The sequence below is a fragment of the Leptospira harrisiae genome (assembly GCF_002811945.1).
GTDB classification, from domain to species: domain Bacteria; phylum Spirochaetota; class Leptospiria; order Leptospirales; family Leptospiraceae; genus Leptospira_A; species Leptospira_A harrisiae.
The window spans coordinates 694,817-718,177 of record NZ_NPDX01000001.1; the positions used below are offsets into that span (position 1 = coordinate 694,817).

The 23,361-nt window shown below is 37.9% G+C and carries 18 protein-coding genes and 2 rRNA genes; 10 read left to right on the forward strand and 10 right to left on the reverse strand.

The genetic code is table 11. The features are described from left to right. Positions 1 to 99 precede the first annotated feature (99 nt). Positions 100 to 2,100, forward strand: coding sequence for a helicase (locus CH364_RS03275; RefSeq protein WP_100742196.1), 2,001 nt, complete (start codon positions 100 to 102; stop codon positions 2,098 to 2,100). Between the two features lie 101 nt (positions 2,101 to 2,201). Here the strand turns inward: CH364_RS03275 and CH364_RS03280 are convergent, their stop codons facing one another. The 6 genes from CH364_RS03280 to CH364_RS03305 all read right to left on the reverse strand — a co-directional run bounded on the left by CH364_RS03280 (position 2,202) and on the right by CH364_RS03305 (position 8,273). Beyond that, the gene (locus CH364_RS03280) at positions 2,202 to 2,498 is read right to left on the reverse strand and encodes a hypothetical protein (RefSeq protein WP_004784493.1); all 297 of its coding nucleotides are present in this window, start codon (positions 2,496 to 2,498) and stop codon (positions 2,202 to 2,204) included. 25 nt (positions 2,499 to 2,523) lie between these two features. Next, the gene (gene lnt / locus CH364_RS03285) at positions 2,524 to 4,146 is read right to left on the reverse strand and encodes an apolipoprotein N-acyltransferase (RefSeq protein WP_100742197.1); all 1,623 of its coding nucleotides are present in this window, start codon (positions 4,144 to 4,146) and stop codon (positions 2,524 to 2,526) included. After that, a complete protein-coding gene (locus CH364_RS03290; RefSeq protein WP_100743374.1) occupies positions 4,115 to 5,164 on the reverse strand; it encodes a lipase secretion chaperone in 1,050 nt (349 codons plus the stop codon). The genes lnt and CH364_RS03290 overlap by 32 nt, the downstream gene beginning before the upstream one ends. 99 nt (positions 5,165 to 5,263) lie before the next feature. Next, entirely contained in the window at positions 5,264 to 6,190 is a 927-nt protein-coding gene (locus tag CH364_RS03295; RefSeq protein ID WP_423790168.1) for an esterase/lipase family protein, read from the reverse strand. A gap of 214 nt (positions 6,191 to 6,404) precedes the next feature. Continuing rightward, positions 6,405 to 6,872 carry a GNAT family N-acetyltransferase gene (locus tag CH364_RS03300; protein ID WP_100742199.1) on the reverse strand — a complete coding sequence of 156 codons (468 nt, stop codon included), beginning with the start codon at positions 6,870 to 6,872 and terminating at the stop codon, positions 6,405 to 6,407. Then, a complete protein-coding gene (locus CH364_RS03305) occupies positions 6,873 to 8,273 on the reverse strand; it encodes a glycine--tRNA ligase (protein ID WP_165782914.1) in 1,401 nt (466 codons plus the stop codon). A gap of 63 nt (positions 8,274 to 8,336) precedes the next feature. On the opposite strand from CH364_RS03305, the gene CH364_RS03310 reads away from it, so the two are divergent. Together CH364_RS03310 and CH364_RS03315 are read left to right on the forward strand one after the other, a co-directional pair. Further along, entirely contained in the window at positions 8,337 to 10,145 is a 1,809-nt protein-coding gene (locus CH364_RS03310; RefSeq protein ID WP_100742201.1) for an energy transducer TonB family protein, read from the forward strand. Further along, complete coding sequence (locus CH364_RS03315) at positions 10,142 to 10,894, forward strand: PrsW family glutamic-type intramembrane protease (protein WP_100742202.1); 753 nt, start codon at positions 10,142 to 10,144, stop codon at positions 10,892 to 10,894. The genes CH364_RS03310 and CH364_RS03315 overlap by 4 nt, the downstream gene beginning before the upstream one ends. Here CH364_RS03315 and CH364_RS03320 read toward each other — a convergent pair. Further along, complete coding sequence (locus CH364_RS03320; RefSeq protein WP_100742203.1) at positions 10,880 to 11,344, reverse strand: GyrI-like domain-containing protein; 465 nt, start codon at positions 11,342 to 11,344, stop codon at positions 10,880 to 10,882. The two genes, CH364_RS03315 and CH364_RS03320, sit on opposite strands and share 15 nt — an antisense overlap. A 91-nt stretch (positions 11,345 to 11,435) precedes the next feature. Between CH364_RS03320 and rrf (CH364_RS03325) the strand changes: the two genes are divergently transcribed. Next, positions 11,436 to 11,552: ribosomal RNA gene (rrf, locus tag CH364_RS03325) — 5S ribosomal RNA — on the forward strand. A 1,121-nt stretch (positions 11,553 to 12,673) separates the two neighbouring features. Here rrf (CH364_RS03325) and CH364_RS03330 read toward each other — a convergent pair. The 3 genes from CH364_RS03330 to CH364_RS03340 all read right to left on the reverse strand — a co-directional run bounded on the left by CH364_RS03330 (position 12,674) and on the right by CH364_RS03340 (position 14,743). Then, positions 12,674 to 13,345 (reverse strand): DUF1554 domain-containing protein, encoded by a 672-nt coding sequence (locus CH364_RS03330; protein ID WP_243401226.1) that lies wholly within the window; start codon positions 13,343 to 13,345, stop codon positions 12,674 to 12,676. Between the two features lie 225 nt (positions 13,346 to 13,570). Further along, positions 13,571 to 14,044, reverse strand: coding sequence for a VOC family protein (locus tag CH364_RS03335; protein WP_100742204.1), 474 nt, complete (start codon positions 14,042 to 14,044; stop codon positions 13,571 to 13,573). 69 nt (positions 14,045 to 14,113) lie between these two features. Beyond that, a complete protein-coding gene (locus tag CH364_RS03340; protein WP_100742205.1) occupies positions 14,114 to 14,743 on the reverse strand; it encodes a TetR/AcrR family transcriptional regulator in 630 nt (209 codons plus the stop codon). A gap of 204 nt (positions 14,744 to 14,947) precedes the next feature. Here CH364_RS03340 and CH364_RS03345 point away from each other — a divergent pair, with 204 nt between their 5' ends. The 6 genes from CH364_RS03345 (at position 14,948) to CH364_RS03370 (ending at position 23,319) form a co-directional block, all read left to right on the forward strand. After that, the gene (locus tag CH364_RS03345) at positions 14,948 to 16,480 is read left to right on the forward strand and encodes a phytoene desaturase family protein (protein ID WP_100742206.1); all 1,533 of its coding nucleotides are present in this window, start codon (positions 14,948 to 14,950) and stop codon (positions 16,478 to 16,480) included. A gap of 56 nt (positions 16,481 to 16,536) precedes the next feature. Then, entirely contained in the window at positions 16,537 to 17,721 is a 1,185-nt protein-coding gene (locus CH364_RS03350) for an FAD-binding oxidoreductase (RefSeq protein WP_100742207.1), read from the forward strand. Between the two features lie 143 nt (positions 17,722 to 17,864). After that, on the forward strand, positions 17,865 to 19,412 hold the full coding sequence (locus tag CH364_RS03355; RefSeq protein WP_100742208.1) for a hypothetical protein: 1,548 nt from the start codon (positions 17,865 to 17,867) through the stop codon (positions 19,410 to 19,412). Positions 19,413 to 19,563: 151 nt separating this feature from the next. Next, positions 19,564 to 20,511, forward strand: coding sequence for a hypothetical protein (locus tag CH364_RS03360; RefSeq protein WP_100742209.1), 948 nt, complete (start codon positions 19,564 to 19,566; stop codon positions 20,509 to 20,511). A gap of 56 nt (positions 20,512 to 20,567) precedes the next feature. Further along, positions 20,568 to 20,684, forward strand: a 5S ribosomal RNA gene (rrf, locus tag CH364_RS03365). Between the two features lie 676 nt (positions 20,685 to 21,360). After that, a complete protein-coding gene (locus CH364_RS03370) occupies positions 21,361 to 23,319 on the forward strand; it encodes a PAS domain S-box protein (protein ID WP_100743376.1) in 1,959 nt (652 codons plus the stop codon). Positions 23,320 to 23,361 lie beyond the last annotated feature (42 nt).

Consider the following 23,361-nt stretch of genomic DNA (forward strand, 5'->3'; position numbering starts at 1 on the left):
GTTAAATACGGATTGAAAACGAGAAAATACCCTTCAATCCTGCAATTGAAATAGAGTTGCAGGAATAGGTCCCAACCAAAAACTTATCAAATCGCACCCATGAGCCAAGAAACTGTCCTGTACCAAGAGTTAGAGAAACTCGATCTTAACGAGATCAAAAAAATCGCCAGCCTTTGGAACATCCAAAAGATCCCGGGAAAGGACAAAAAATCGACTATTTTAGGTCTCATGGAGATTTTCCAGAACGAATTCTTCCTAAAAGGGGTTCTGGAGAAGTTCACACCCCTCCAAGTCAACATTCTGACATCCATACTCAAGAACAAAGGTGTGATGACTCTTGGTGAAATTTCGAGAAAGGTTAATATTCCTCCCATCAACGTGGAGATGGAACTCAATGTTCTTCGAAAGTATTATCTTCTATACCAAAGAAAAAACCGCGAACGACTTACTAACAACTTAGATAAATACCATACTTATGATGAATATTTAAGACTCATCAAAGTAGAAACAAATCCTAAGGGAGAGAAGTTTAAATTCTCAATTGAGAAGGCTTTACATAAAGCCACTCTTGCCGAACTTCCTGAAGAATGGAAAGAAGCAGTTGGTGCCAAAAAAGGCGAACACATTGAAACATTCTTAAAGAATGCTTTGGACCAAGAGTTCCTTCAAAAACTAATTGAAGGACTTTCTGATTTTGATAAAGACATTCTTCATCAAATTTATATCCATGGTGGTGTGATTGAAGCGGATACAATCCGTAACTATATCACTGTGAATCGTGGTAAGTTTGAACAAACCATTCCTCACTTAACATCCCTATATCTTGTTCGTGATTTATATTACGTAGAAGATAAATTCATTCGGGTCATTGTCATTCCAAAAGAAATTTTGGATCATCTACAATTCTCTCCTATTTTACCTCCTGTAAAGAAAGGAACAAGAGTACGTCAGGAAAAAATTTCCGCCAATGGACTGGATTTTTTCTTAAACGTAAAAAAACTAATTTCTTATATTTCGCGTAAAGGTTTGAACCTTGCAAAATCTGGGAAAATCAAACAGGCTGACCACAAAAGAACAGAAACTGAACTTTTATCCCCTGATATAGAAATTTTTCCTGAAAAAAGCCAGGTGTATCAAATTGAACTCATCCTTCCTATCTTAAAACTTTTAGGATATGTGGATATCAAAGGCGAAAATGTCATTCTCATTCAAGAGACAGATGAATTTTTAAAGAAAGATATCTTTGAAATCATGAAACTTGTCATTCATGAAGTGAATGAAGCAAGAACACGTCGTCTCAATCCACCAGAAGTATTTACAGCCACCGAAGTTCCGTTCTACGAAAAAGGAATTTTGGACAAAACTGTAAAACTCATAATGGCGCATGGAAAGATCAACACATCCGTAATCTTTTCGCATATCATTCGTGACCATTTGGTTTTTTCGCCAACCTTCCAAATCAAAACATATGAAGAAGATTTAGCAGACTTACGAAAAGAAATCATTTCTGCAATTTTCTACTTACAACTTTTTGGTCTTATCGAAGTGGAATACCCACAACGAAACTTAAGCCTTTCAGAGCTTGGTGCTCACTACTTCAATCATGAAGCACTAGTAACTGTAACGGAAAAAGGTGGAATCACCATCAACCCAGACTTCTCGATCATTGCATTCCCTGATCGAGTGTCCTTACATGGAATTCATTTATTAAAAGCATTCTGTGAATTAAAAGATTACGATCGTGTTTATACCTTTTTACTCACGAAAGATAGTTTCCAATTGGGTATTTTACTCGGTTATGACAAAGAAACTTTTGTTCACTTTTTAAGAGAATCCTCAAAAGCAGATCTTGCCCAGAATTTACTCTTCTTACTGGATGATTGGGGAAATAACCTTCCCATCGTTACCATTACAGAAGATTCGGTCCTTCTTCGAACCAAAGACTCTCAGGTGATGGAACTTCTACTAGGTCAAATCAAAGGTAAAAAGTTTGTATTGGAAGAAGTAAGTCCAACTGGGATTATCATTGAGAAGTCAAAGGTTATGGAAGTCATAGCCATTGCAGAAAAATTAAACATGATCATTCGATTGAATCGGTAGTTGTTACCGTTTAGATTCTAAAAAAAAAAGACCAACTTTTGTTGGTCTTTTTTTTGTACTCCAGGCCTGTAGAGGATGGATTTAGGACCTGGGTTTTGGATTTATTTTTTTTCGCCAGCCGCTAGTTCTGGGTCAGTTACTTTGATTTTGTTTTTAAAATCCCATTTACGAAAGGGAGAGACAGCATCTAAACGTTCTTGAGTCACAAAGAACAATCTTTCTCCATATTTCACAAGCCCACCTTTATAATAAGCATACTTGGTTTTGTGGTCTACCATACCCACTTCCATGACCTTATTCCAATCTTCGCAGGTCTTTAAAGAAGGTACCTTTCTGAGATACAATTCCTTAATTGAGTTTTCTTTCACCGCATCGCGAAGTATTTTTTCCCATTCCATATTCGAATAGCCTTTCTTTCCTTACCTAAATTTCAATTTCATTTTTCTTTTTATGAGGGAGTAACTGAGGCGGACTACGGAAAAAAACAAAAAATATTAGAAAAAGGGCCATGATTCGCCAAGGAGTCGGTCCGAATTGGAGATAGGGTGTTGTTCTCTCCTTGGTGATCGTTGGTAAATCGAGATAACCAATGGCTTTTTGGAATGTTTGTAAATCTCCCATCATCTCTCTTCCCCATGGATCAAAGGCAGTGGTGAGGCCAGTCACAGCCACACGAACCACAGGTCTACCTGTTTCTATGGATCTAAGTCTACCAGCACCCGCATGTTGTTTGGTTTCAGTTAAACTTTCAAACCAGGAGTCATTGGTGAGATTCAGAATGAACTCAGAAGGGGAATGATTGACAATCTTTCGAACCAAATCTGGATACAGAACCTCATAACAAATGAGCGGACTAAATGTAACCGTATCTCCTGTTTTTGTTTGGAACCCTAAAGCATCTGTTAGTTTTCCCGGAATGTGGTGGCTAGTTTCTGGAAAAATGCTACGCAGCCAAGGAAATTCAGTTTCTCCAGGCAAATACTCTCCAAAAGGCAAAAGTCTTTGTTTGTATCTTCTTTCGGATGTAAGTGTTATGGGATGGAGAAGGGTGAGCGAATTTCTAGAACCTTGGTCCCAAACTAACTCATTAAAAGCAAGTGGGGTATTGCCCATGCGGACTAAACTTGTTGTAATATCCACAAAACTTTTGCTATACGTTGAATTGGGATCTTTTGAATCTAAGGTACCTAAAAAGGGAATCGAAGATTCTGGCATCACCAATAAATCAATTGGTTTTGGTGAGTTGCGAATGGCTTCAAGTCCGATATCATAAACCGATTGGATGGTTTGAGTCATCTGGTTTTGGTTTTCTTGGATTTCTCTTCTCGCATAAGTGGTGTTTGGCTGCAGTAAGGCCAGATGGATAGTTGGGCCTTGGGGTATGGTCTCCGCAAGAAAATACAAGTTGATCGAAAAAAAACAAAAAATTGGAAAAAGATAGGGAAGGTAACTTTTGGCGCCCTTGGTTGATTTTAAAAGCATCAAATAGAGAAGGGAGGCCGAGAACACAGAAACAAAACCCAAAACTTCAATTCCAAACCTAGCCATTTGGCGCCAAAGGATTTGGTTTCGAAACAAATCTCCCCAATACACAGGAAACACCATGGGAGAAAGCCAATCAGAAATTAAAAATAAGGAAGGAAGGACAAATAAAAAATAATGAGAGTCTTTGATGGACTTATATTTTGTGAGAAACACAGAACCAAAAAAAACGATACCAATTTTATAAAACGATATTAGTGCATAAATTAAAAATAGAAAACTAGATACAACGATCCCTTGGCCAGAGATATTACGAATGGCATTCCAGATCCAATAAAAGCTAGTTAATGTCACTAGGGACGAAAACAAAATGGTTCCAACAAATGTTTTTTTCCAACTAGAATTGATCGTTAGTTGTTTGGTGAAATAAAGGAGTAAAAATACACAAAGAAACCCCGCAGATGTAAATCCGAAGGGTTCCAATGCCAGTGCAAATAAAATTGCAATTGGAAAAAGTAAAAGGAGAGGGTGTTTAATTTCCGGAATTTTTGAGCGTTTTCTCATATTCCATTCTTCTTGAATATTCCTCTGCTAATTCCTTGCTACCCAAGGTTTGGATACGAAGGTCATTAAGTTTTTTTTCACGTTCCGATTCAGAAAGATTGGGATAGTTTTTTAGGAGGTTTTTTTCTTCTACTTGGAGTTTGGAAATTTTCTCCTCTTCTTCTTTCATTTCTTTTAAAACCTTTTCCATTCGATCGTTTCCGTCTTTGCCAAAGTATCGAATTCGGACTTCTTTTTCTTTGGATTCTCTTTCGGTACTGGACAACTTAGAAAGTTCATTCTGCCTTAAATCCATTTCTGTTTCGAACTTATCAAACTTAGGTTCCCTTGCGGCAACTGCATTGTAAAAAGTGCCAAAAGATTTTTTACGATAGTCTTCATACAACCGAATTCGTTCTTCTGCTTTTAAGTTTTTAGTTTCATCTAAGAAATTTTTTCGATTAAAACTAAAATCGGCAGTGGCTTCTTCCAATCCGAAAATGAGTTCTGCGTCATCTTTGGCAAAATACTTCCTACGAAGTTGTTTGATTTGTTCGTATCTTTCTTGGTTGGTGTAGGATTTACTAGAAGGATCTAATTGTACCATCGCTTCTTCATATTTTAAATAATTGGAAAGCATGGAAATGAGTCGTTTGCCTTCTTCGCCACCATACTCATTTTGTAAAAAGGCTTTGATGTATTCATGGCATTGTTCACGAGTGCTTCCTTCTGGACATTGCCTACGTAGGTTCCAAAGTTCAGAAACTAAATTCAACTCACCTGATTTGGCACGAGCCAATATTTCTTCAAAACGAAGGAACTGTCCATCCGCGGTGAAGATGGTCTTCGCTGATTCTAAGTAAAAAGGATCCACAGAAAATCCGTCGCTTTGTGTTCGGAAATAGGATTCTGCTTTGTCATTTGGATTTTCTTCATTTGAGGTTTCTAATTCACCAGGTGAGAAAATTCGAAAGGCAACGTAGATAAGAAGTACGGCGCCAACGGTATAACTAAGGTAACGTATATTTTTAACATTCATGGGAGATGATATCGTAGTAATAAAGGATGGATTGGAACTTCTGGAAACAAAAAAACCCAAGCAGAAGCTTGGGTTTTCTGAAAAAACTTCAAGAGTGAACTACTGGTTTGCCTTCATATTAGAAGCCATATTCAAATAGTATCCTTCTACATCATACCAGAGGCTTCCCGAACGAAGTGTGTTGGATGCTTGTAAATGGTCTACTCCAGTTGTGAAGATTCCATAAGAAGGTCCACCTTTCCAAGTTCCCCATTTTTGTGAAGAAAGTGGAACGAGTCCGTCATTTGTAGCTCCTTGTCCTTGGAAAAGTCCACCAGCTGCACAAGCAGGGTGAAGGATTCCCATAAGTGGATGTTGGATGAGGTCAGGAAGAGTGATGGAAGATCCATAAGAGAAATATTTCACACCTGATTTGTTAGGAGTGTATGAGTTAAAGGAAGTTAGACCTTCTTTTGTTAAAGAAGACAAAGCTGCGAGTGCATTTTGTTGGTTTGTTCCACCGTAAACTACTTTGACAAGAGTTTCAACAACACTTGCTACGAAAGGTTGGATCCATCCTGGAAGGACAGTTTTAATGATGTCAGCAATAGGAGATCCGTAGTGAGGAGTGTTGAGGGTAGTGAGTGATGCTGTGCGCGAAGAAAGGCCTAAATTAGAAACCATATAACGGCTATCGAGTCCACCTTGGGAGTGGCCAAGGATATGGAATTTTCCAGTGTAGTTTGTGGCAGCAGCATAAGTAAGGATGGCTGCTTTTAATTCAGCAGCTCTCACTTCATTTGAGTTGGCAGCTGTTTTTCCTGGAGCAAATACAGTAGCTCCTTGGCTTCTGAGGTAATCATCTGTTCCTCCCCAGTAATTTACGATGCTGATGATTCCGCCGGAGTTTTCGCCCCAACCAAAGAGACCATGGGAAAGGATAATTGGATAAGTGCCTGCAAGCGGTTTGGAAGAAGAACCGGAGCTAGCAAGAACGGGAGTTGCAAGCGCAATTGTGATAAAAATGGCTAAAAGACCTTTACGAATCATGTATATTTCACCTCTGAATTTTCTAAGATAAAACTGTGTCAAATTGCCTTATGTAGGGCAAGGAAATTTTTGCTACAAAATTGAAAAAAATAAGGCAAATTTGTAACAATTAGAGTCATTCCAAAATTTTGCTGGGAGTTGTTGGGGTGGAATGTTCGGATAATTTCCAGTTACGAGAAAAATTGTGGGAAACGAGTTGGACGATTTTAACTCAATCCACTCGTTTGCGATAGCGGATATAAAACCTTTCAAAAGGGGATTTGTCCCAGAACTTCACAGCTTCTTCATTTTGCAGTATGGCCCGAAGTTCGATAGCCGGAATGGATTTTTTTTTGCACCAAAGGTCTACATCTTTCAAAAGAGCGGACATATAACCTTTTTTCTTTTTCCCGAGTTTGGTAACGGCAAGATCAATGAATAAACTTCTTTCTTCTTCGAGGTGAGGTTTTTCTTCCACTCGACCAATGAGTAAGGATACTAGTTCTGAGTCGGCGAAGAACCCACGCATATACACTTTGCCGGTTCCAATCAGTTTGAAATAAATATCAGTGAATTTGGTGGCTGCGCGGGGCCGTATGCGGAACAAACCATCTAACTCGAGTTCGTTTACTTTTCGGTAAAACTGGTTTACGAGTTCGATGGTTTGGTTTCTATCAGATTCTGTTAGATCTCGAATCACCTATACCATTCTGTTGATTAGGTATGATTTGATTTCAGTCAAAGGGATTCGTTCTTGTTTCATAGAATCCCTTTCCCGAATGGTGACGGTTCCATCACTCATGGTATCGTAATCAACAGTGATACAAAATGGTGTTCCAATTTCGTCGTGACGGCGGTATCGTTTTCCAATGGCTCCACTTTCATCGTAGTCTACATACCAGTGATTGCGAAGGTTAGCGTAAATTTCTTTAGCTTTGGAGTCGAGTCCGTCCTTTTTCATAAGCGGGAAAATAGCCACTTTCATTGGACTCACTCGTTTCCCAAATCTCAGGACAGTACGAATTTCTTCTTTTTCTAGTTTTTCTTCTTCGTAGGCATCACATAAAACCGCAAGGAAAAGGCGATTGAGTCCGAGTGCTGGTTCCACAACATAAGGCAGGTATTTTTTCTTTTGATCCAAATCATGGTATTTCAAATCTTCGGATGAGAAAGTTTCATGTTGGGTGAGATCATAATCAGTCCTTGAGGCCACACCCCAAAGTTCTCCCCAACCAAACGGATATTTGTATTCGATATCACTTGTGGAATCACTATAAAAAGAAAGTTCTTCTTTTTCATGTTCTCTCACACGAAGATTTTCTTTTTTTAGACCCACCACATTCACAAGCCAGTCCATACAGTAGTCTACCCAATACTTGAACCATTCTTTTTGAGTTCCAGGTTCACAGAAAAACTCCATCTCCATTTGTTCGAACTCACGGGTTCTGAAGATAAATTGGCGTGCCATAATTTCGTTACGGAAAGACTTCCCAATTTGTGCGATTCCGAAGGGAACTTTCTTCCGAGCAATTTGGGTTACGTTTTTAAAATTAATAAAAATTCCTTGGGCGGTTTCTGGGCGTAGGTAGATGTCTGTGGAACCTTCTTCTGAGGCACCGTGAGATGTTTTGAACATCAAATTAAATTGGCGGGCATCAGTAAAACTTCCTACAGTACCGCAAGTAGGGCAGGCATATCCTTTGTCTCGAATTGTGTTTGTTAGCTCTTCCAAACTTTTTCCAGTGGCAGCACCTTCTCCTTCTTTATCTTCCAAAAATTTATCCACTCGCACGCGAGTTTTGCATTTTTTACAGTCCATTAAGGGGTCGTTGAAGTTGGAAATATGACCAGAAGCCTCCCAAACGCGAGGGTGGAGTAGGATGGAGGAATCAAGGCCCAAAACATCGTCCCGTCTGTGAACAAAGTATTCCCACCAAAGTCGTTTTAGATTGTTTAATACTTCAATTCCATTCGGACCATAGTCAAAGGTATTGGAAAGGCCTCCGTAAATTTCGGAACCTGGGAAAACAAATCCCCTTCTTTTGGAGACTGCGACTATGGGTTTGAGCGACTGTTCTTCTTTCTCTTTCGGCTGTGCCATATCCGCCAAATTTTTTGTTTTCCATGAAAATTCAAAGTATTTTCCTTGAGATAAGACTAAAGAATGGATTCGGCAAATTCTAAACAACTCTCTCCCTGGGCTAAAAAATCCTTAACCTTCTTCCTTTGGATGTCCCCTCTCTTTTCTCTCGGACCTTTTTTGGCATTAGGTATCCTATTTGCTTTTCCAAGAGAATTTCGCCTCCGTCTACGTGCCATTGCTGTGGTTGCGGTTTACATCCTTTCTTGGGTAGTTTTTTATCCGATAGAACTGGTGCACAGGTCTGGACTCGAATGGGAGGCAACAATCAATGAATTTCTTGCCAAGGATTCTCGAAACCTACAATTAAAGTTTGGATTTGTTTTGTTATGTTTTCTTTTGCTACTAATAAATTACATTCATAGTCTCAAGAGAAATAGAAAAAGAGAATCGATTAGAACTTCCCGTTTGCAGAAAGAACATCCTTATGGAACGATCCGCACGGAGATGAGAATTCGTGATTCCAAGTTTGATACTTTGTTGCTGGTATTATTTCTTGCCTTACTTCTTAATTTTGGATTCCAATTCCTTTCTGAAAAATTACATCCAATCAAATCACTTTCTCCATTGGCACCGCTTGTGGATGTATATCAGTTTGTTTTTAATTATTCGATTTCTCTTTGTATTCTGTTGTTTAGTTTCAATCGAAACAAAATTCCTTCTGTAATTGCAAAACCTTATCTGCGTTATATGGAAGGAATTCGTATCCGAGAACGTTGGAAGGCCGCTGTTGTATCACAAGGAAGGTTTCCATTCCGGTTAGAACTCATCGTGAAGGAAAAAGCAAAATTCCGAGATCGAATCCTTCCTGGATTTGGACATATTTATGTTTATGAGTATTGGCGTGGGTTTCCTATTTTATTTTTAACATTACTATTATTTTTATTTTCTGCAGTTTGGGTGTTCTCCTATTTAAGCCCCATTTTTGGAATTCAGTTTTTGGCAGGATTTGGATTAAAACCAGGGGTGCCGGATAAAGACTTTTTTATCTCATCACAAAACATTGCCTATGCGGTCTTTTCAGTTTTTGCCCTTGTAGGAATATATTTTTATTCTTCTTACTTACTCGAAAAGTCTTTTAGTTTAGAAAACTTAGGTGTTAAGGAAGACAAAGTAGGCGAGTCTGAACCTTTTTTCAAACCTGGACTTCGGAAAGGGTTTCGAAACGTACTCCCTTTATCTTTACTCTTTCATTTGATTTTGATCTCTCTTGTATTTCTGATTCCAATCACACTCCAACGGGGTAAAAAGAAAGAACAGTCCTCACAAAAAAATGATCACTTCCGTCCTGAAAAAATGGAATTCTATTTTATCGATCCCAATGTTCCCGATGATACCAAAGGTTTGAACGGTGGGGTTGTCACGGGGAATGAAACAGAAAACAAAGAAAAGGGTGAAAAGATTTCCAATGAAAAAGTAGCGGATAATGGCCCTGTCAAAGGCCAGATCAAAAAAATTAGAGGGAAAAAAGTCCCACCTACCTACTCAAATTATATCTCTGCGAAAATGCGAATTCCTGAAAGTTATATGGACTACTGGGCCAAAGCTCCCCACCCTTATTCTTCCGTGGTTGCTTATACCATCACCCAAGACGGGGATGTGATTGATGTGGAACTTGTGGAAGCATCCGACTATCCTGACCAAGACCTCCGCACTTTGCAACTTGTGGAAAGTTTAGGGCCACTGATGCCACCACCGGGTACGAAAAATGACATCCGAGTCACAGAACTTTTTTGGAATGGACCCATTGATCCTGAGTTTGTGCCCACTCAACTCCAAAAAGAAATGATCAACTTATTTGACGGCCGTTATATGGAAGAGTTACCAGAATGAAAGAAATTGGATTTATTGATTATTTAATTGGATCATTCACCATTCTTCCTTGGGCCATTGTTATTTGGAAAGCTTACAAACCGAAAAAAGGTTGGCAGGAAGTTTTAGGAATTTTGTTAGCATTGTTTTTTGGATGGTTGTCCACAGATCTAATCTTAAGGCTTCATCCCATCCTTTGGCCAGAAACAGATTTTATGCCAAAGAAAAAAGTAAGTATGTTATCTCAAACAGCTCACTTGGCCTTTATCCAAGCGGGAATTACCGAAGAGACTTTTAAAATATTTTTTATCATGATTTTGTCTTTCGTTTTGGGTTATGATAAAAAAACAAAAGCCTTTTCACCAAATGTGGTTTTGTTTGGATCTTTTGTGGCAATGGGTTTTTCCTTTATAGAAAATACACACTACATTGCCAGAGAACCAGATGAAAAAAAGTTCGACTTGTTTATTGCACGAACCGTTCATTCATCTAACATTCATTTGCTCATCAATCTTTGTTTTTCTTTGTTTTTGTTGAAGAGCAATTTGAAATTGGAAAGTGCAAACAAAAGGTTATACATAATATTTGGATTTGTTTTAGCAGTAATGCAACATGGAGTGGTTGATTTTCTTTTGATTCCAGGTTCCATCATAGGTCTTTGGATTGCCACTTCCCTATTTGTTGGGATTTGGGTTTGGACAGTCAACGATTGGCGGGAACTAGTGGTGGAAAGGAAATACGAGCCATCGATTACTTTAAGTAGTGGATAAAAATACTCTGATCCCTGCTTCCGAGTATTCCTCCCAATCCATTTGATACGTTCTGATTTTAGGAATTTCTGGATGATTCCAAATTTCTGCCCAAAACTTAGGGACTACTTCTTCAGGTGCACCTGGTTGGATTTGAAAATAACGACCGTTTTGTGGTTCGACGTGAACTATCTCCATTCCTGGCAATAGTTTTGTGTTTGAATCCACTGCATAACCTAACAAAAAGTCATAAGCCCCATTTTCATCAGAGGCATAATTAAAATACACAGCGAAAAGCGGATCAAATTTTCGCAAAAGTTCCATTTGTTTTGGAATGTCTTCTTTGTAAAACCGAGAGTAGATCGCAGGGATTTTGACATCAGCATCCCCAGGTGCGTTGGAAGTCCGGATTTTGAGGCCCATCACAGTGAATTTCTCAGTTTTTACCAATGGTTCTGTCACTTCAGACATAAAGGAAAAGTTTCAGTTTCATAAAAAAACGCAACCTTTTCTTAGTGAAAGGTTTGACTAACCGAACCTCTCTGTACACATGGTAATTACTCCTGGTGATTATGGAGAGAAGGCCATACCCGTTCCCATTCCGAACACGGAAGTCAAGCTTCTCATCGCCGATGGTACTATTGGGTTCGCTCAATGGGAGAGTAGGACATTGCCGGGTTAGCACTAATAACTCACTAAAAAAAGGCCAGCCGTAAGGTTGGCTTTTTTTATGTACAAAAAAGAATCCATTGAACGAACGCAATAGTACCGCAAGTCACCAATCGTTCGCGAAATGACAGACTTGCGACCCATAGGGAGCAAGGCTTTGACACTCGCCCGCGGAGCGGAAAAGCGAGTGGGGGTGGAAGTAGGACATTGCCTCTGTTAGCAATTATAGTTTATTAAGGCGTTCATGAAAGTGAGCGCTTTGTGTGAGCCGGCTAAAGTCCGCGACTCACAGTAGCGGTCGCTGCCTCAAAATTAGAGCAAGGTTTCTTGCTCTAATTTTTCCGGCATGATTGCCGGGTTGGATTTCATTGTTAAGAAAGGCTGACTTTAAGGTTGGCTTTTTTTATATGTTGATCGAAGTTTGATTTTTTCAATACCTAGTAAGGAATTTTTTGTAAAATTAAATATTGTCATCTACAGTCTTTTATTATTGAATCTAATAACAAATTATATAAATGAACGTTTGAAAATTTAATTTAGATGCCAAAAGAATGTTTAAAGATTTTTGCTTATAGATGTTAATTCTCTCTCCAAGTTTATATCCACAAGACCAAATTTTGATCATGTATATCTTAGTTGTGCTTGTTATTTCTAAAAAACAACTAATGTAATGATTAAAAGAAAAACATTACCTTTTATGATCGTTATATTTGGATTAGGTTGCTTTTAGAAACGCTAATCTGTGTAAGTATAGTATCCACGTGGCAGTTTGGTTTAGAAGTAGCGGTCACACGTCCTCTAATTAAAAAAATGATTTTCGCAGATAAGTCATTTCCTTGGAGGGAAGACGCATGACCTCAATCAAGGACACAGAGTCAGTTTTACCGGTTGTCTTATATTGCCAGTGAAGATATTCATAGGGAAATCTTCGCGCATCAAAAAGAGGTTCACTACAGTAAAAACTTAGAATAGTTAAGTCTTCCCATTTTTAGAAGAACATAATGTTCTAATTAAAGCAATTCTTACTGAAAATATACATGAATACTTTGGAAGAACTTACGAAAATCCATCGTATTCAATATCTATGGAAACGTCCAAGTTTATACTTTCGATGTAAGGTTTTAATAAACTTTATTGTTCAACACAATATAGCTTCCTCGAGCTTGAACAGGTCGTGGTGCCAAATGTAATTACATTTGCTATCGTTTTTTCAATATGCGATCCAAAGGCAACATTTGCTCCGGTTGTAGAAAAATTGGAACAATCATTTACACTGTTTGTCCAATTTGCATTCAAACCAGTAATTGTAAAATTTGTGCCAGTTACGACCGATAAAACTTCATTCGTCAAATCCGATTCGAAGATTCCGTTTACACTTGTATTACCAATCACAGTTGTCCCATCAGCTCTGCGATATTCCTTATTGGGTTTGAGTACCCAATCAATATGTTCTGATGTGCCGCCAGTGGCGCAATTAGCGTAAGTACAAGCATTGCGATTTGTTCCATCGGCAACCATCGCTTTGTAAGTACCACTGCCAGAAGGTTTGTTTTCGTCGGAATTACATTGATTATCTAGTCCTGAAATACCAACATTCAGGACAGCATTTGATTTGGTTACATACATTTTACAATGGTCTTTGTTTATACAGCCTATATTTGTATTTAAAGCGACTAACATTGTTCCAATTAAAGTATCATTATTGTCTTTATCTTTTCCGCAAGCAACTCCAGTAACGATAACACTTAATAAAATTAACGTTAAATTAAACTTAAGAATAGATTTTCTGGTGAATCCTTTCATTTTCATACCGTAAAATAATTGGCACAGAATGATTGGGCAAGATAATTTTAGGGAAACCCCAGGGAAACTTGTGAACGTTCTGCTCCTTTCTTACAGTGATTGTCGCTACAATCGATCCATTTGGTAACTACAAAACTTAAAATTTATGGTAAAGCAAAATGGTTCTTATTTTATGTCACAGTGAATTTCAAACGATACGAACATTTGAAGCCGATTCCGGAGAATTTATTCTAAAATATCAGTTGCAGTTTGATCTCCTAGTTGTTCAGCAAGTCCGATGAGAAGGCCTTCCACTCCACGTATGTAACAAAGGCGATAGATATTTTCAAACTGAACCACTTCTCCCACAACAGTAGCACCATGCTTTTTGAGTCGTGATAACAATTCGTCTAAATTGTCTACTCGGAACATGATGCGAAGGTAACCTAGTGAGTTCACGGGAGCAGTCCTGTGGTCTGCGATTGTTTTTGGAGATATGAATTGAGAAAGTTCGATGCGACTGTGTCCATCGGGGGTCACCATCATTGCAATTTCCACTTCTTGGTTTCCAAGTCCTGTGACCTGTCCTGCCCATTCTCCCCCAACCATCATTCGACCTTCTAGTGTTAGGCCAATTTCATTAAAAAAGGAAATGGCATTATCGAGGGACTCAACCACAATACCAACATTGTGCATTTCGTATAGTTTACTCTTTGTCATGACCTTCTTTTTCTATAAAGTAGAAATAGATCAAGTTGAATTATTGTTCTTTCGAATGCGCTGTTCTATTTATACTATTTCCATAGAGGAACTAACCGTAGTTTTAAATAATTGGATGACATTCATTCCTTCAGGAAGAACAAGATGTCCTTCGATCGCAAGAGATGCGATTCCATGCACAGTGGCCCAAGCACCTAAGGCTCTTGCATGGGCTAACTTTTTATTCACTCGCTCAATTGCAAACGCTGTAAAAAGCAATCGAAACGGACGTTGTGAACTCACCCATATCTCACGATTAGAACTTTCCAAAGTAATTTTATTTTCTAAATTAATTTGGTTCATCATTAGGCGATAGAGGTTTGGGTTTGCAATTGCAAATTGAATGTATTCGACTCCGTAATGGTAAGCTAACATTCGGCCAAGAACTTTCGGATGTCTTTTTTGTACGGCAATCATGTTAGCCGCCAATTCATCGTAACCCGAAGCCGCAACTGCCTGCAACAATTCTTGTTTCCCTTTAAAATGTGCGTATGGTGCCATATGAGTGACACCGATTTCTGATGCGATGGAGCGTAGAGACAAAGCATCGGTTCCTTGTTTTTGTAATAAACGCCGGGCAGCAGAAACAAGAGCAGGGCGAAGGTCTCCATGATGGTAGGGGGTTGTTTCTTTGGTTACTTTCTGTTTTTTCCCGGCCATTACAACCTAGTAGGCAAAATTGCGGGATAGGTAAAGTCTTTTCGAATGGTAATGGGGAGTGTGAAAATTCGAGATTTCTTGTAAGCGAATTCCTTTCTTTTTAATGAACTTCTTTTTTAAAAAAAGAGGGTAAAAAAGTATTGCAATCTTTACAGTGTAAAGATTGGGTGAACCTCAGAAGTATTTCCTTGGGGAGGGAAGAAGATGTCTTACTATGACACTGTCGTAATTGGTGCCGGTAACGCTGGTTTAATTGCTGCCACTCGTTTGCAACGGGAAGGTGCTAAAACTCTGTTGTTAGAACGTCATAATGTCCCCGGTGGTTGTGCCACTTCCTTTGTCCGAGGAGATTTTGAATTTGAAGTAGCACTCCACCAACTCAGTGGTGTGGGAACAGAATCAAATCCATTTATCATGCGTCGAGTATTCGAAGAACTTGGAGTATTAGATAAAATTGAACTTGTACAAGAAGAAGAGCTGTATCGGATCATTATTCCAGGGAAGTTAGATGTTACATTACCTGCAGATTGGAACGAGTTACAGATGCATATGAAACACCTTTTCCCAGAAGAAGCGGAATCTATAGAAAGATTCTTTAAACTAAGTGAAGCTGTAGTGAATGAATATTATTTTGTACTACCTAGGGTCAGGTTATCTAAAGATGAAGAAAAAATTAGAACTAAATGTCCAAATTTTTCAGCATACGGATTACGTTCTACTACCGAAGTTTTAAATGAGTTTTTTAAGAATCAAGATTTAATTAACGTTATTACACCTTATTGGAGTTATGTTGGAATCCCCACAACAGATTTGGTGTTTGCTGAATTCATCGGTATGTTATATTTTTATTGTGTATATAAACCTTGGCATATCAAAGGTGGATCTCAAATGCTTTCGAGTTCTCTTTTGTCTTCCTTTGAAGAAGCGGGAGGAGAAGTAAGATTTCATTGTGCAGCAGAAAAGATCCTTACAGAAAATGGTGTCGTGCGGGGTGTTCTTCTGGAAACAGGTGAGACTGTCTCATGCGATGCAGTTGTATCGAATGCGAGTCCTCTCATCACTTACCATGAAATGTTGGATTTAGAAACTCCTCCATCAGTATTAAAAGATTTTCAATCTAGAAGGATGGGTGTTTCAGCTGTTTGTCTTTATTTGGGATTAGATTGTTCTCCTGAAGAGTTAGGATTCACAACAGCTTCCACCTTTGTGATGACAACTTCCAATTCAGAAGTTACGGAAGATCGTATGTACACCTTAGAAGCTCCAGATTGGGGAATGGTGACTTGTTATAATTTTATAGATGAAGAGCTTGCGCCAAAGGGGAAATCAGTTGTCACTCTTGTTGCATTACAATATGGAGAAGCATGGAAGGATGTACCACCGGAAAAATATATTTCCACAAAATATGAGTTTGGTGACAAACTAATCAATCTGATTGAGCAAGCGTATCCAAACATTCGGACACATATTGAAAAGGCAGAAGTGGCCACACCTATGACGATGATGCGTTATTTGAATACTCCTGGTGGCGCCATATACGGATTCAAGCAGACCTTACAAGATGGTCACTTATTTCGAGATTCTTTGGATGCGATTGATGGACTTTATTCTGCTAGTAGTTGGACGAGTATGGGTGGTTTTCAACCAACGTATTTGAATGGTTACAACACCGCTCGAAAAATCCTAAAACGAAAAAATGCAATTCGTAAAACAAAAACTACAGCTTCGGTCAACTGAGATAAAAAAACTCAGTTAAAATCCATTTATTGCTCTTAAGGTTAAAGGAATAAAATATGTTAGATAACAACCAAAAACTAGAAACAAATGTTTTCAACTCTGTTGTTGGATTTAAAGAAGCAGTTTTAAAAAAAACGGAAATGGAATCTAAAGGTTCTACCTTCGTAGAAGAAAAAGGTCTAGTTCGACAAACAATCCATCGTCTTCATCCAAAACGATTAAAACTACGTGTAGAAAAAATTCGAATTGATACTCTATCTACAAAAACGTTGGTTTTGTGTTCTGTCGATGGTAAAAAATTACCTCCATTCCAATCAGGGCAGTACATCAATTTATTTGTTTCTCTTGCAGGTGTATTAACTGCAAGACCATACTCGATTTCATCTTCATCAAAAAATTTAGATTCTTATGAACTTACCATTAAACGAGCAGAAGGTGGGTTTGTGAGTCCTTATTTGTTAGATGAGGTGGAAGTTGGAAATGAGTTTGAATCCACAGGGCCAATGGGTTCTTTTCATCACAATCCACTTTTTCATGGAATGGATTTGGTATTTCTTGCTGGTGGTTCTGGGATTGCCCCTGCTATGAGTATGTTAAAATCATTTTTGGCTTCTACAGATCCAGTTCGTTTTCATATCATTTATTCGAATAGTTTTGAGAATGATGTAATTTTTATTGATGAACTTCGGGCATTAGCGAAAACCAATAGTCATTTTATTTTGACAGAGTTCCTTTCACGTGAGGTGAGTCCTGAATACCAAGGTTATCATGGTAGATTGAACGTAGATACATTAAAAACATTATTACCAAATGCACCTTCTGAAATGTATTATGTATGTGGTCCCACTCCATTTAACGAACATTGTGCGGAGCTACTTTCCAATCTTGGAGTTAAATCTGGTCGTATTTTAATCGAAAGTAATGGCCCACCGAACAAACCAGAAAATCTAGAAGGTTGGCCGAAATCGGTTCTTCCTTCTTTAGAGGTGAATATCAAGGTGGGAAATCACAATTCATTTAAAGCAAAAGCAGGGGAACCTCTTCTTAACAGTTTAGAGCGAAATGGATATTTCACTGAGAATGCCTGTCGGTCAGGTGAATGTAGTTTATGTCGGGTGAAGTTAAAAACTGGTGAAGTGTTTAGCCCAGAAGAAGCAAAAATAAGAAAGTCTGACAAAAAGTTTGGATGGATCCATTCCTGCGTTGCCTTTCCTGTTACAGATGTTGAGATTCAGTTATAAAATCAATCCATCCTAAAGTGGGTATTTGTTTCCTGAAGGTAAAATGAAATTTCGATGAGTAGTTTTTTATTGATTTGAATTGAATATTAGGCTTTTCAATGGATCGAGGCAGATGCTTATTTGATTTGAGCTGAAATGATTCGATGAAGTTAAAATTTTACAAACTATACTCAATTCTTGTTTTGTTATTTCTTCTTTCGAATTCAGTTTTTATCAAATCAGATAGGGACATTCTATTTTATGATGAAACAAATTATTTAGCTGCAGGTAACGAGAGTTTTGCATTTTTGGATTCTGCAATTTACAAACTTCATTATAAATTTTTATCTAATTTTGTGAAGGATCCCATAAATCGGTATTTTGTAAATTACCAACTTTTGTTATTTATGTTTGGTGTTAGTTTCCTTTTAGTCGCACGTTCAAAAAAGGAACTGATTCTCATTATATCATTCCTTGTTCTTTTGTTTTCAAGCCGATTTGCATCCGACCTTTGGCCTTTTATCACATTGTTTTCATGTGTATTGTTGATTTTATTATACTCATCGTTTCGTTCAAATTATCATTTCCTTTCCATTTTCTTTTGTTTCATTCTCGTGTACACTAGGGTAGAGTTTTTATACTTATACTATCTTTTGTTTTTTCTAATTTTATATAAAACTTGGAAAAGTGAAAAAAATAAATATTCGTTATTTATAATGTATTTATTTTATCTTATTGGATTAACAATCATCCTTACTCACAATCCAACAGATGGTGAAAGACCTTATCTAGCTTTTTGCCAACACTATGCTTTTTCAAAATTTGTTAGAAATTTATATTTTGCGGATCCATGGACAACTTGCGATTTGCTCTTGACTTCCGATTTTGGAAATGCAAAAAATCTCTGGGATCTTTGGGCGTTGAATCCTAAACATTTTGGACTGCATCTGATTCATAATGTAGGTCTATTTTTAAATAAAATTCAGGATTTATTTTTACTTCCTCCCTTTGTCAGTATTGTTTTATTTCTTTTATTTTTATTCGTTGAGGGGAAAGATTTTTTGCGGATTTTAGAACAAAAAAATAAAAGAAAAATTGCCAATCGACTGATTCTTTATGCTCTACTTGCTGTTAGTTTCCTAACGATTTTAGTTTTTTTTCCTCGGGAACATTATATTTTGCATTTTTTTGTTCCGGCCGTCCTCCTTTTGATTCAAAACCAAAAGTTAAATCAATTCTTTCGTTTTTTGCGAACCAAACCCGTTCCAATGTATCTAATGTTTACTGTTTTAGTGGCAGTCTTTTTGTCTTTTTATTTGCAGAAAGCAAAATCCATTCGGACCTCAGCTTTACGTAGTCCTTGCAGTAATTTATTCACTTTACAGGTGTTACAAAATTTAAAATTAGAATCGTATCATATTTTGGCCTTTGATGGAAGTGTTTGTGCCTACCTACCAAATGTCCCTTGCAAACAATTTCAAATTTCTGATAAGAAGTTAGGCTTTGATGTATTTTTAAGACAAAATGAAATCAATGTTTTAATACTTTCCGAACACTGGGACAGAGATCCGAATTACATTGAAGATCCGGAATATCAATTTTTTATTTCACATTTATTCAGAACAAAAACAACGGGAGATCAATATCAGCAAAACAAGTTTTCGTTATGCCCCAGTCGTAAAATTCTCTTGAAAAACCAAACAAATATTTGATTTAACGATTAAGTAAATACCTAGGTTTAAATTCTTAATATTAATTGGAGTTTTTGTTTAGAATGATCTAAAAAAAGAACAAACTGTAGATAAATTTTTCTTGAGTCAACCCTCTGCTAGTTGTTATTGGATGGTAGAGGTAATTCAAATAATGAAACGTAGTCTCGTTTTTTTTCTAATGATCATATCCGTTTTTACCGGTTCTGTATATGCGCAAGGAAAAGTGGATGGAAATACATTACGATTAAAAGGTGCTTTATTTTTCGGTAGCCTTCGTCCTGATTTCGAAAAGAGAAATTTTTATAACGATATTGTCGGTTTAGAATACAACAGGGATTGGCAAAACAACCGAGGGATGACTCTTATCAATGATTTAGGGTTTGATTACTTCCATTCTTTAAATGCAGGCATCCTCAGTAATGTATTTTTAGGTTTACACCTAAATCGTTTTGGTCGTGGTTATGAATGGAATTCCTATTATGCAAATGGGTTAGGGATCAAAGAAGCAGACTATCGTTTGCTTTATTCAGATATCAACTTCGGATTTACTCTCTCACCAGTTTCTAACTTTAGAATTTTACCTAAATATGTTTTACGAAGTGTTGGCCAAACTTTGGAAGGAAGTTATTTAGGAGTGGGAGCTCCGGCTTATTTGGGACAAGATACAAAAACTGCGACCGGTACTTCGGGACTCCTCGGTGTTGGTTTCGAATTTGATTTAAATGACCGTGCCACACTATATGCTGATTTCCTAATTTATGGACCGTTCCTACTAAACTCATCCGGTACATACAATTCGGAACATTTTAGGATCTACAATACCGGCATTGTCTATAATTACGCTAGCGGCGGTTATACGTTCTATTCAGAAAAGATAAGTGTTGGTGGAAGCATTGTTGTTGTACCAAAACTTCGATTGTTTGCTAGTTTTGAAAGTGAAAGAATGACAGCAAAATCCCAAAGCCCTATTTCCTTCAGTGTTTCGGAAAATGGAATCAGTAGCCTTGGCACTTTAATGGAATTTGTATCAGCAACAGCCGAACACAATATCCTGGTTTCCGGCTTAAAATTTGGTGTGACTTACGATTTAAATATGTAAATTTTCTTTTAAATAGACTTGCAAATCCAGCATACTTGTAAGTAATGGTAATTACTCCTGGTGATTATGGAGAGAAGGCCATACCCGTTCCCATTCCGAACACGGAAGTCAAGCTTCTCATCGCCGATGGTACTATTGGGTTCGCTCAATGGGAGAGTAGGACATTGCCGGGTTAGCACTAATAACTCACTAAAAAAAGGCCAGCCGTAAGGTTGGCTTTTTTTATGTACAAAAAAGAATCCATTGAACGAACGCAATAGTACCGTAGGTCACCAATCGTTCGCGAAATGACAGACTTGCGACCCATAGGGAGCAAGGCTCGGACACTCGCCCGCGGAGCGGAAAAGCGAGTGGGGGTGGAAGTAGGACATTGCCTCTGTTAGCACTCATAATCATTTAGAAAGCGTTCACGAAAGTGGGCGCTTTGTGTGAGCCGGCTAATGTCCGCGACTCGCAGTAGCGGTCGCTGCCTCAACATTAGAGCAAGGTGTCTTGCTCTAATGTTTCCGGCATGATTGCCGGGTGGATTTATCACAAAACCTGTAATGCTCATAAATAATTTAGATGCTCGTTCCCTACGGGTCGCTTGCGCAGGATTGCGGGTTAAATCTTTTCCTATCTATAAATATAAATCCTTTTTTATAAATCTACAAGTCGGTCACCAATTGTTTGCGAAATGGGTGAGGCTTCCGTAAGAAGCAGATTGAGCAAGGCTTTGACACGATCCCGCTGAGTGGAAAAGCGAGTGCCGGGGGGATTTTATTGTTAGGAAAATCAGAGAAGGCTGCCCCCAGTGCATCGCTGGTTATCGCTTGCACTTTTTTTAGAGTCAGTTTTCCTGATTGGGTAATGGAAAATTTAATTCCGAGCGAGGTGTATTCTTCGCAAATTTTACAATATCTATATGATGCGGTGATCGTAACGGATATGGAATTCCGAATCACAAATTGGAATTTAGCTGCGGAACGTATTTATGGTTTTACTGCTAGTGAAGTAGTTGGCCACTCTACAATTTCCATTTTAAAAACAGAACAAGACGAAAGCACAAGAGAAAGTCGAATTACGGAACTACAAACCAAAGGAATTTGGCAGGGCGAAGTTTTCCAATACAATAAAAAATCAGAAAAGTTAAAAATTCGATCTGCCGTAAGTTTTTTAAAAGATAAACTTGGGCATACGATTGGGCTTATTGCGATCAACCGCGACATTACAGACGAAAGTAAATTTCAGGAAGAATTGGCAGACCGTGAAGAACGATTTCGTATGACATTTGATAATGCGGGAGTTGGTGTTTGTCTTTTGGATTTAGACGGTAGTTTTGTAAGAGTCAATAAAAAATTAGAATCAATGTTAGGTTATGATTCCACTGAACTCATTGGTAAAAAATCAAATGAGTTCGCTTACGAAGAAGACAAACAGGTTTTTGATTCCTTTCGTGAATTAGCACTCAGTGGTTCGAAAGAGAATATGATATACGAAAAACGTTTTTTTTCGAAAAACCAAAATATCCTTTGGGTAGAAATTTCAAATACTTTAGTCAAAGATAGGAACGGAAAACCATCTTATTTTGTTGTTCACCTAAATGACATTACAGATCGAAAGAATGCCGAATTCCACCTTTTGAATGCGAAAAAAGAAGCCGAACGTGCCAACCAGGCAAAATCTGAATTTGTTGCAAACATGAGCCATGAAATTCGAACTCCTTTAAATGGAGTCATTGGTTTTAATGAATTATTGTTAACTACTAATTTAACTGTTGATCAAAGGGAGTTCGTACAAAATGCAATCAGCAGTGCACACGGACTTTTGGGTATCATCAATGATGTTTTGGATTTTTCTAAAATTGAAGCTGGAAAACTAGTTTTAAACGAAGTCACTTCCAATTTAGAACAAATCATCAACGATTCGTTAGGTGTCCTTAAATGGAAAGCGAATGAAAAAGGAATCGAACTCAAATTGGAAATGGGCTCGGAATTGCCAAAAATCATTTCGGTAGATGCAACTAGGCTTCGTCAGATTCTCATCAATTTATTAGGGAATGCAGTGAAATTCACAGAAGAAGGTGGAGTTATATTAAAAGTAAATTCAGCACCGACCGCAAAGGAAAAAACAAAATTAGAATTTACTATAACTGATACTGGGATTGGGATTTCGGAAGAACAAAAATCTCATCTTTTCCAATCTTTTTGGCAAGGAGAATCCAATTCAACGAGAAGGTATGGTGGAACGGGCCTTGGACTTCGGATCACTAAATCTTTGTTAGACCTGATGGGCGGACAAATAGAAGTCCAATCCAAGTTAGGGGTTGGAACAGAGTTTCGATTTGTTATTGAATGTGGCGCAGTTGGAACGGTGACAAACCAAACCATCTCTTCTAGAAATGAACTACAAAATGAATTATTTGCGAATAACAATCACCCAGTACTGAGCGAAATTTCGCCTAAAATTTTAGTGGTCGAAGACAATGAAATGAACCGCGATCTACTCAAACGTATGATCCATAAATACATCCCTGAGGCAAAAATTACGGAAGCCTTGGATGGACTCGAGGGGGTTCGTTTCTTTTTAGAGTCAAAGCCCGATTTAATTTTTATGGATGTCCAAATGCCAAATATGGATGGATTAGAAGCGGCAACGGAGATTCGCAAACAAACCACTGGAAGATCGGTTCCCATCATAGCCCTCACGGCAGGGGCTCTGTATGAAGAACGAAAAAAATGTTTTGATGTTGGGATGGACCAATTTCTGACCAAACCGATCGATATATTAGCTCTCAATCAAATTCTATTTCATTATTTGAATCGATAAACCTTCGAATAGAGTAGCAAAAACTAATCCAACCGGCTATTT

What these genes read in the sequence shown, in the direction of transcription:
- CH364_RS03275 (WP_100742196.1), top strand. Translation starts at nt 100, where the DNA reads ATGAGCCAAGAAACTGTCCTGTACCAAGAGTTAGAGAAACTCGATCTT.
- CH364_RS03280 (WP_004784493.1), bottom strand. Translation starts at nt 2,498, where the DNA reads ATGGAATGGGAAAAAATACTTCGCGATGCGGTGAAAGAAAACTCAATT.
- lnt (WP_100742197.1), bottom strand. Translation starts at nt 4,146, where the DNA reads ATGAGAAAACGCTCAAAAATTCCGGAAATTAAACACCCTCTCCTTTTA.
- CH364_RS03290 (WP_100743374.1), bottom strand. Translation starts at nt 5,164, where the DNA reads ATGAATGTTAAAAATATACGTTACCTTAGTTATACCGTTGGCGCCGTA.
- CH364_RS03305 (WP_165782914.1), bottom strand. Translation starts at nt 8,273, where the DNA reads ATGGCACAGCCGAAAGAGAAAGAAGAACAGTCGCTCAAACCCATAGTC.
- CH364_RS03310 (WP_100742201.1), top strand. Translation starts at nt 8,337, where the DNA reads ATGGATTCGGCAAATTCTAAACAACTCTCTCCCTGGGCTAAAAAATCC.
- CH364_RS03315 (WP_100742202.1), top strand. Translation starts at nt 10,142, where the DNA reads ATGAAAGAAATTGGATTTATTGATTATTTAATTGGATCATTCACCATT.
- CH364_RS03320 (WP_100742203.1), bottom strand. Translation starts at nt 11,344, where the DNA reads ATGTCTGAAGTGACAGAACCATTGGTAAAAACTGAGAAATTCACTGTG.
- CH364_RS03330 (WP_243401226.1), bottom strand. Translation starts at nt 13,345, where the DNA reads ATGAAAGGATTCACCAGAAAATCTATTCTTAAGTTTAATTTAACGTTA.
- CH364_RS03335 (WP_100742204.1), bottom strand. Translation starts at nt 14,044, where the DNA reads ATGACAAAGAGTAAACTATACGAAATGCACAATGTTGGTATTGTGGTT.
- CH364_RS03340 (WP_100742205.1), bottom strand. Translation starts at nt 14,743, where the DNA reads ATGGCCGGGAAAAAACAGAAAGTAACCAAAGAAACAACCCCCTACCAT.
- CH364_RS03345 (WP_100742206.1), top strand. Translation starts at nt 14,948, where the DNA reads ATGTCTTACTATGACACTGTCGTAATTGGTGCCGGTAACGCTGGTTTA.
- CH364_RS03350 (WP_100742207.1), top strand. Translation starts at nt 16,537, where the DNA reads ATGTTAGATAACAACCAAAAACTAGAAACAAATGTTTTCAACTCTGTT.
- CH364_RS03355 (WP_100742208.1), top strand. Translation starts at nt 17,865, where the DNA reads ATGAAGTTAAAATTTTACAAACTATACTCAATTCTTGTTTTGTTATTT.
- CH364_RS03360 (WP_100742209.1), top strand. Translation starts at nt 19,564, where the DNA reads ATGAAACGTAGTCTCGTTTTTTTTCTAATGATCATATCCGTTTTTACC.
- CH364_RS03370 (WP_100743376.1), top strand. Translation starts at nt 21,361, where the DNA reads ATGGAAAATTTAATTCCGAGCGAGGTGTATTCTTCGCAAATTTTACAA.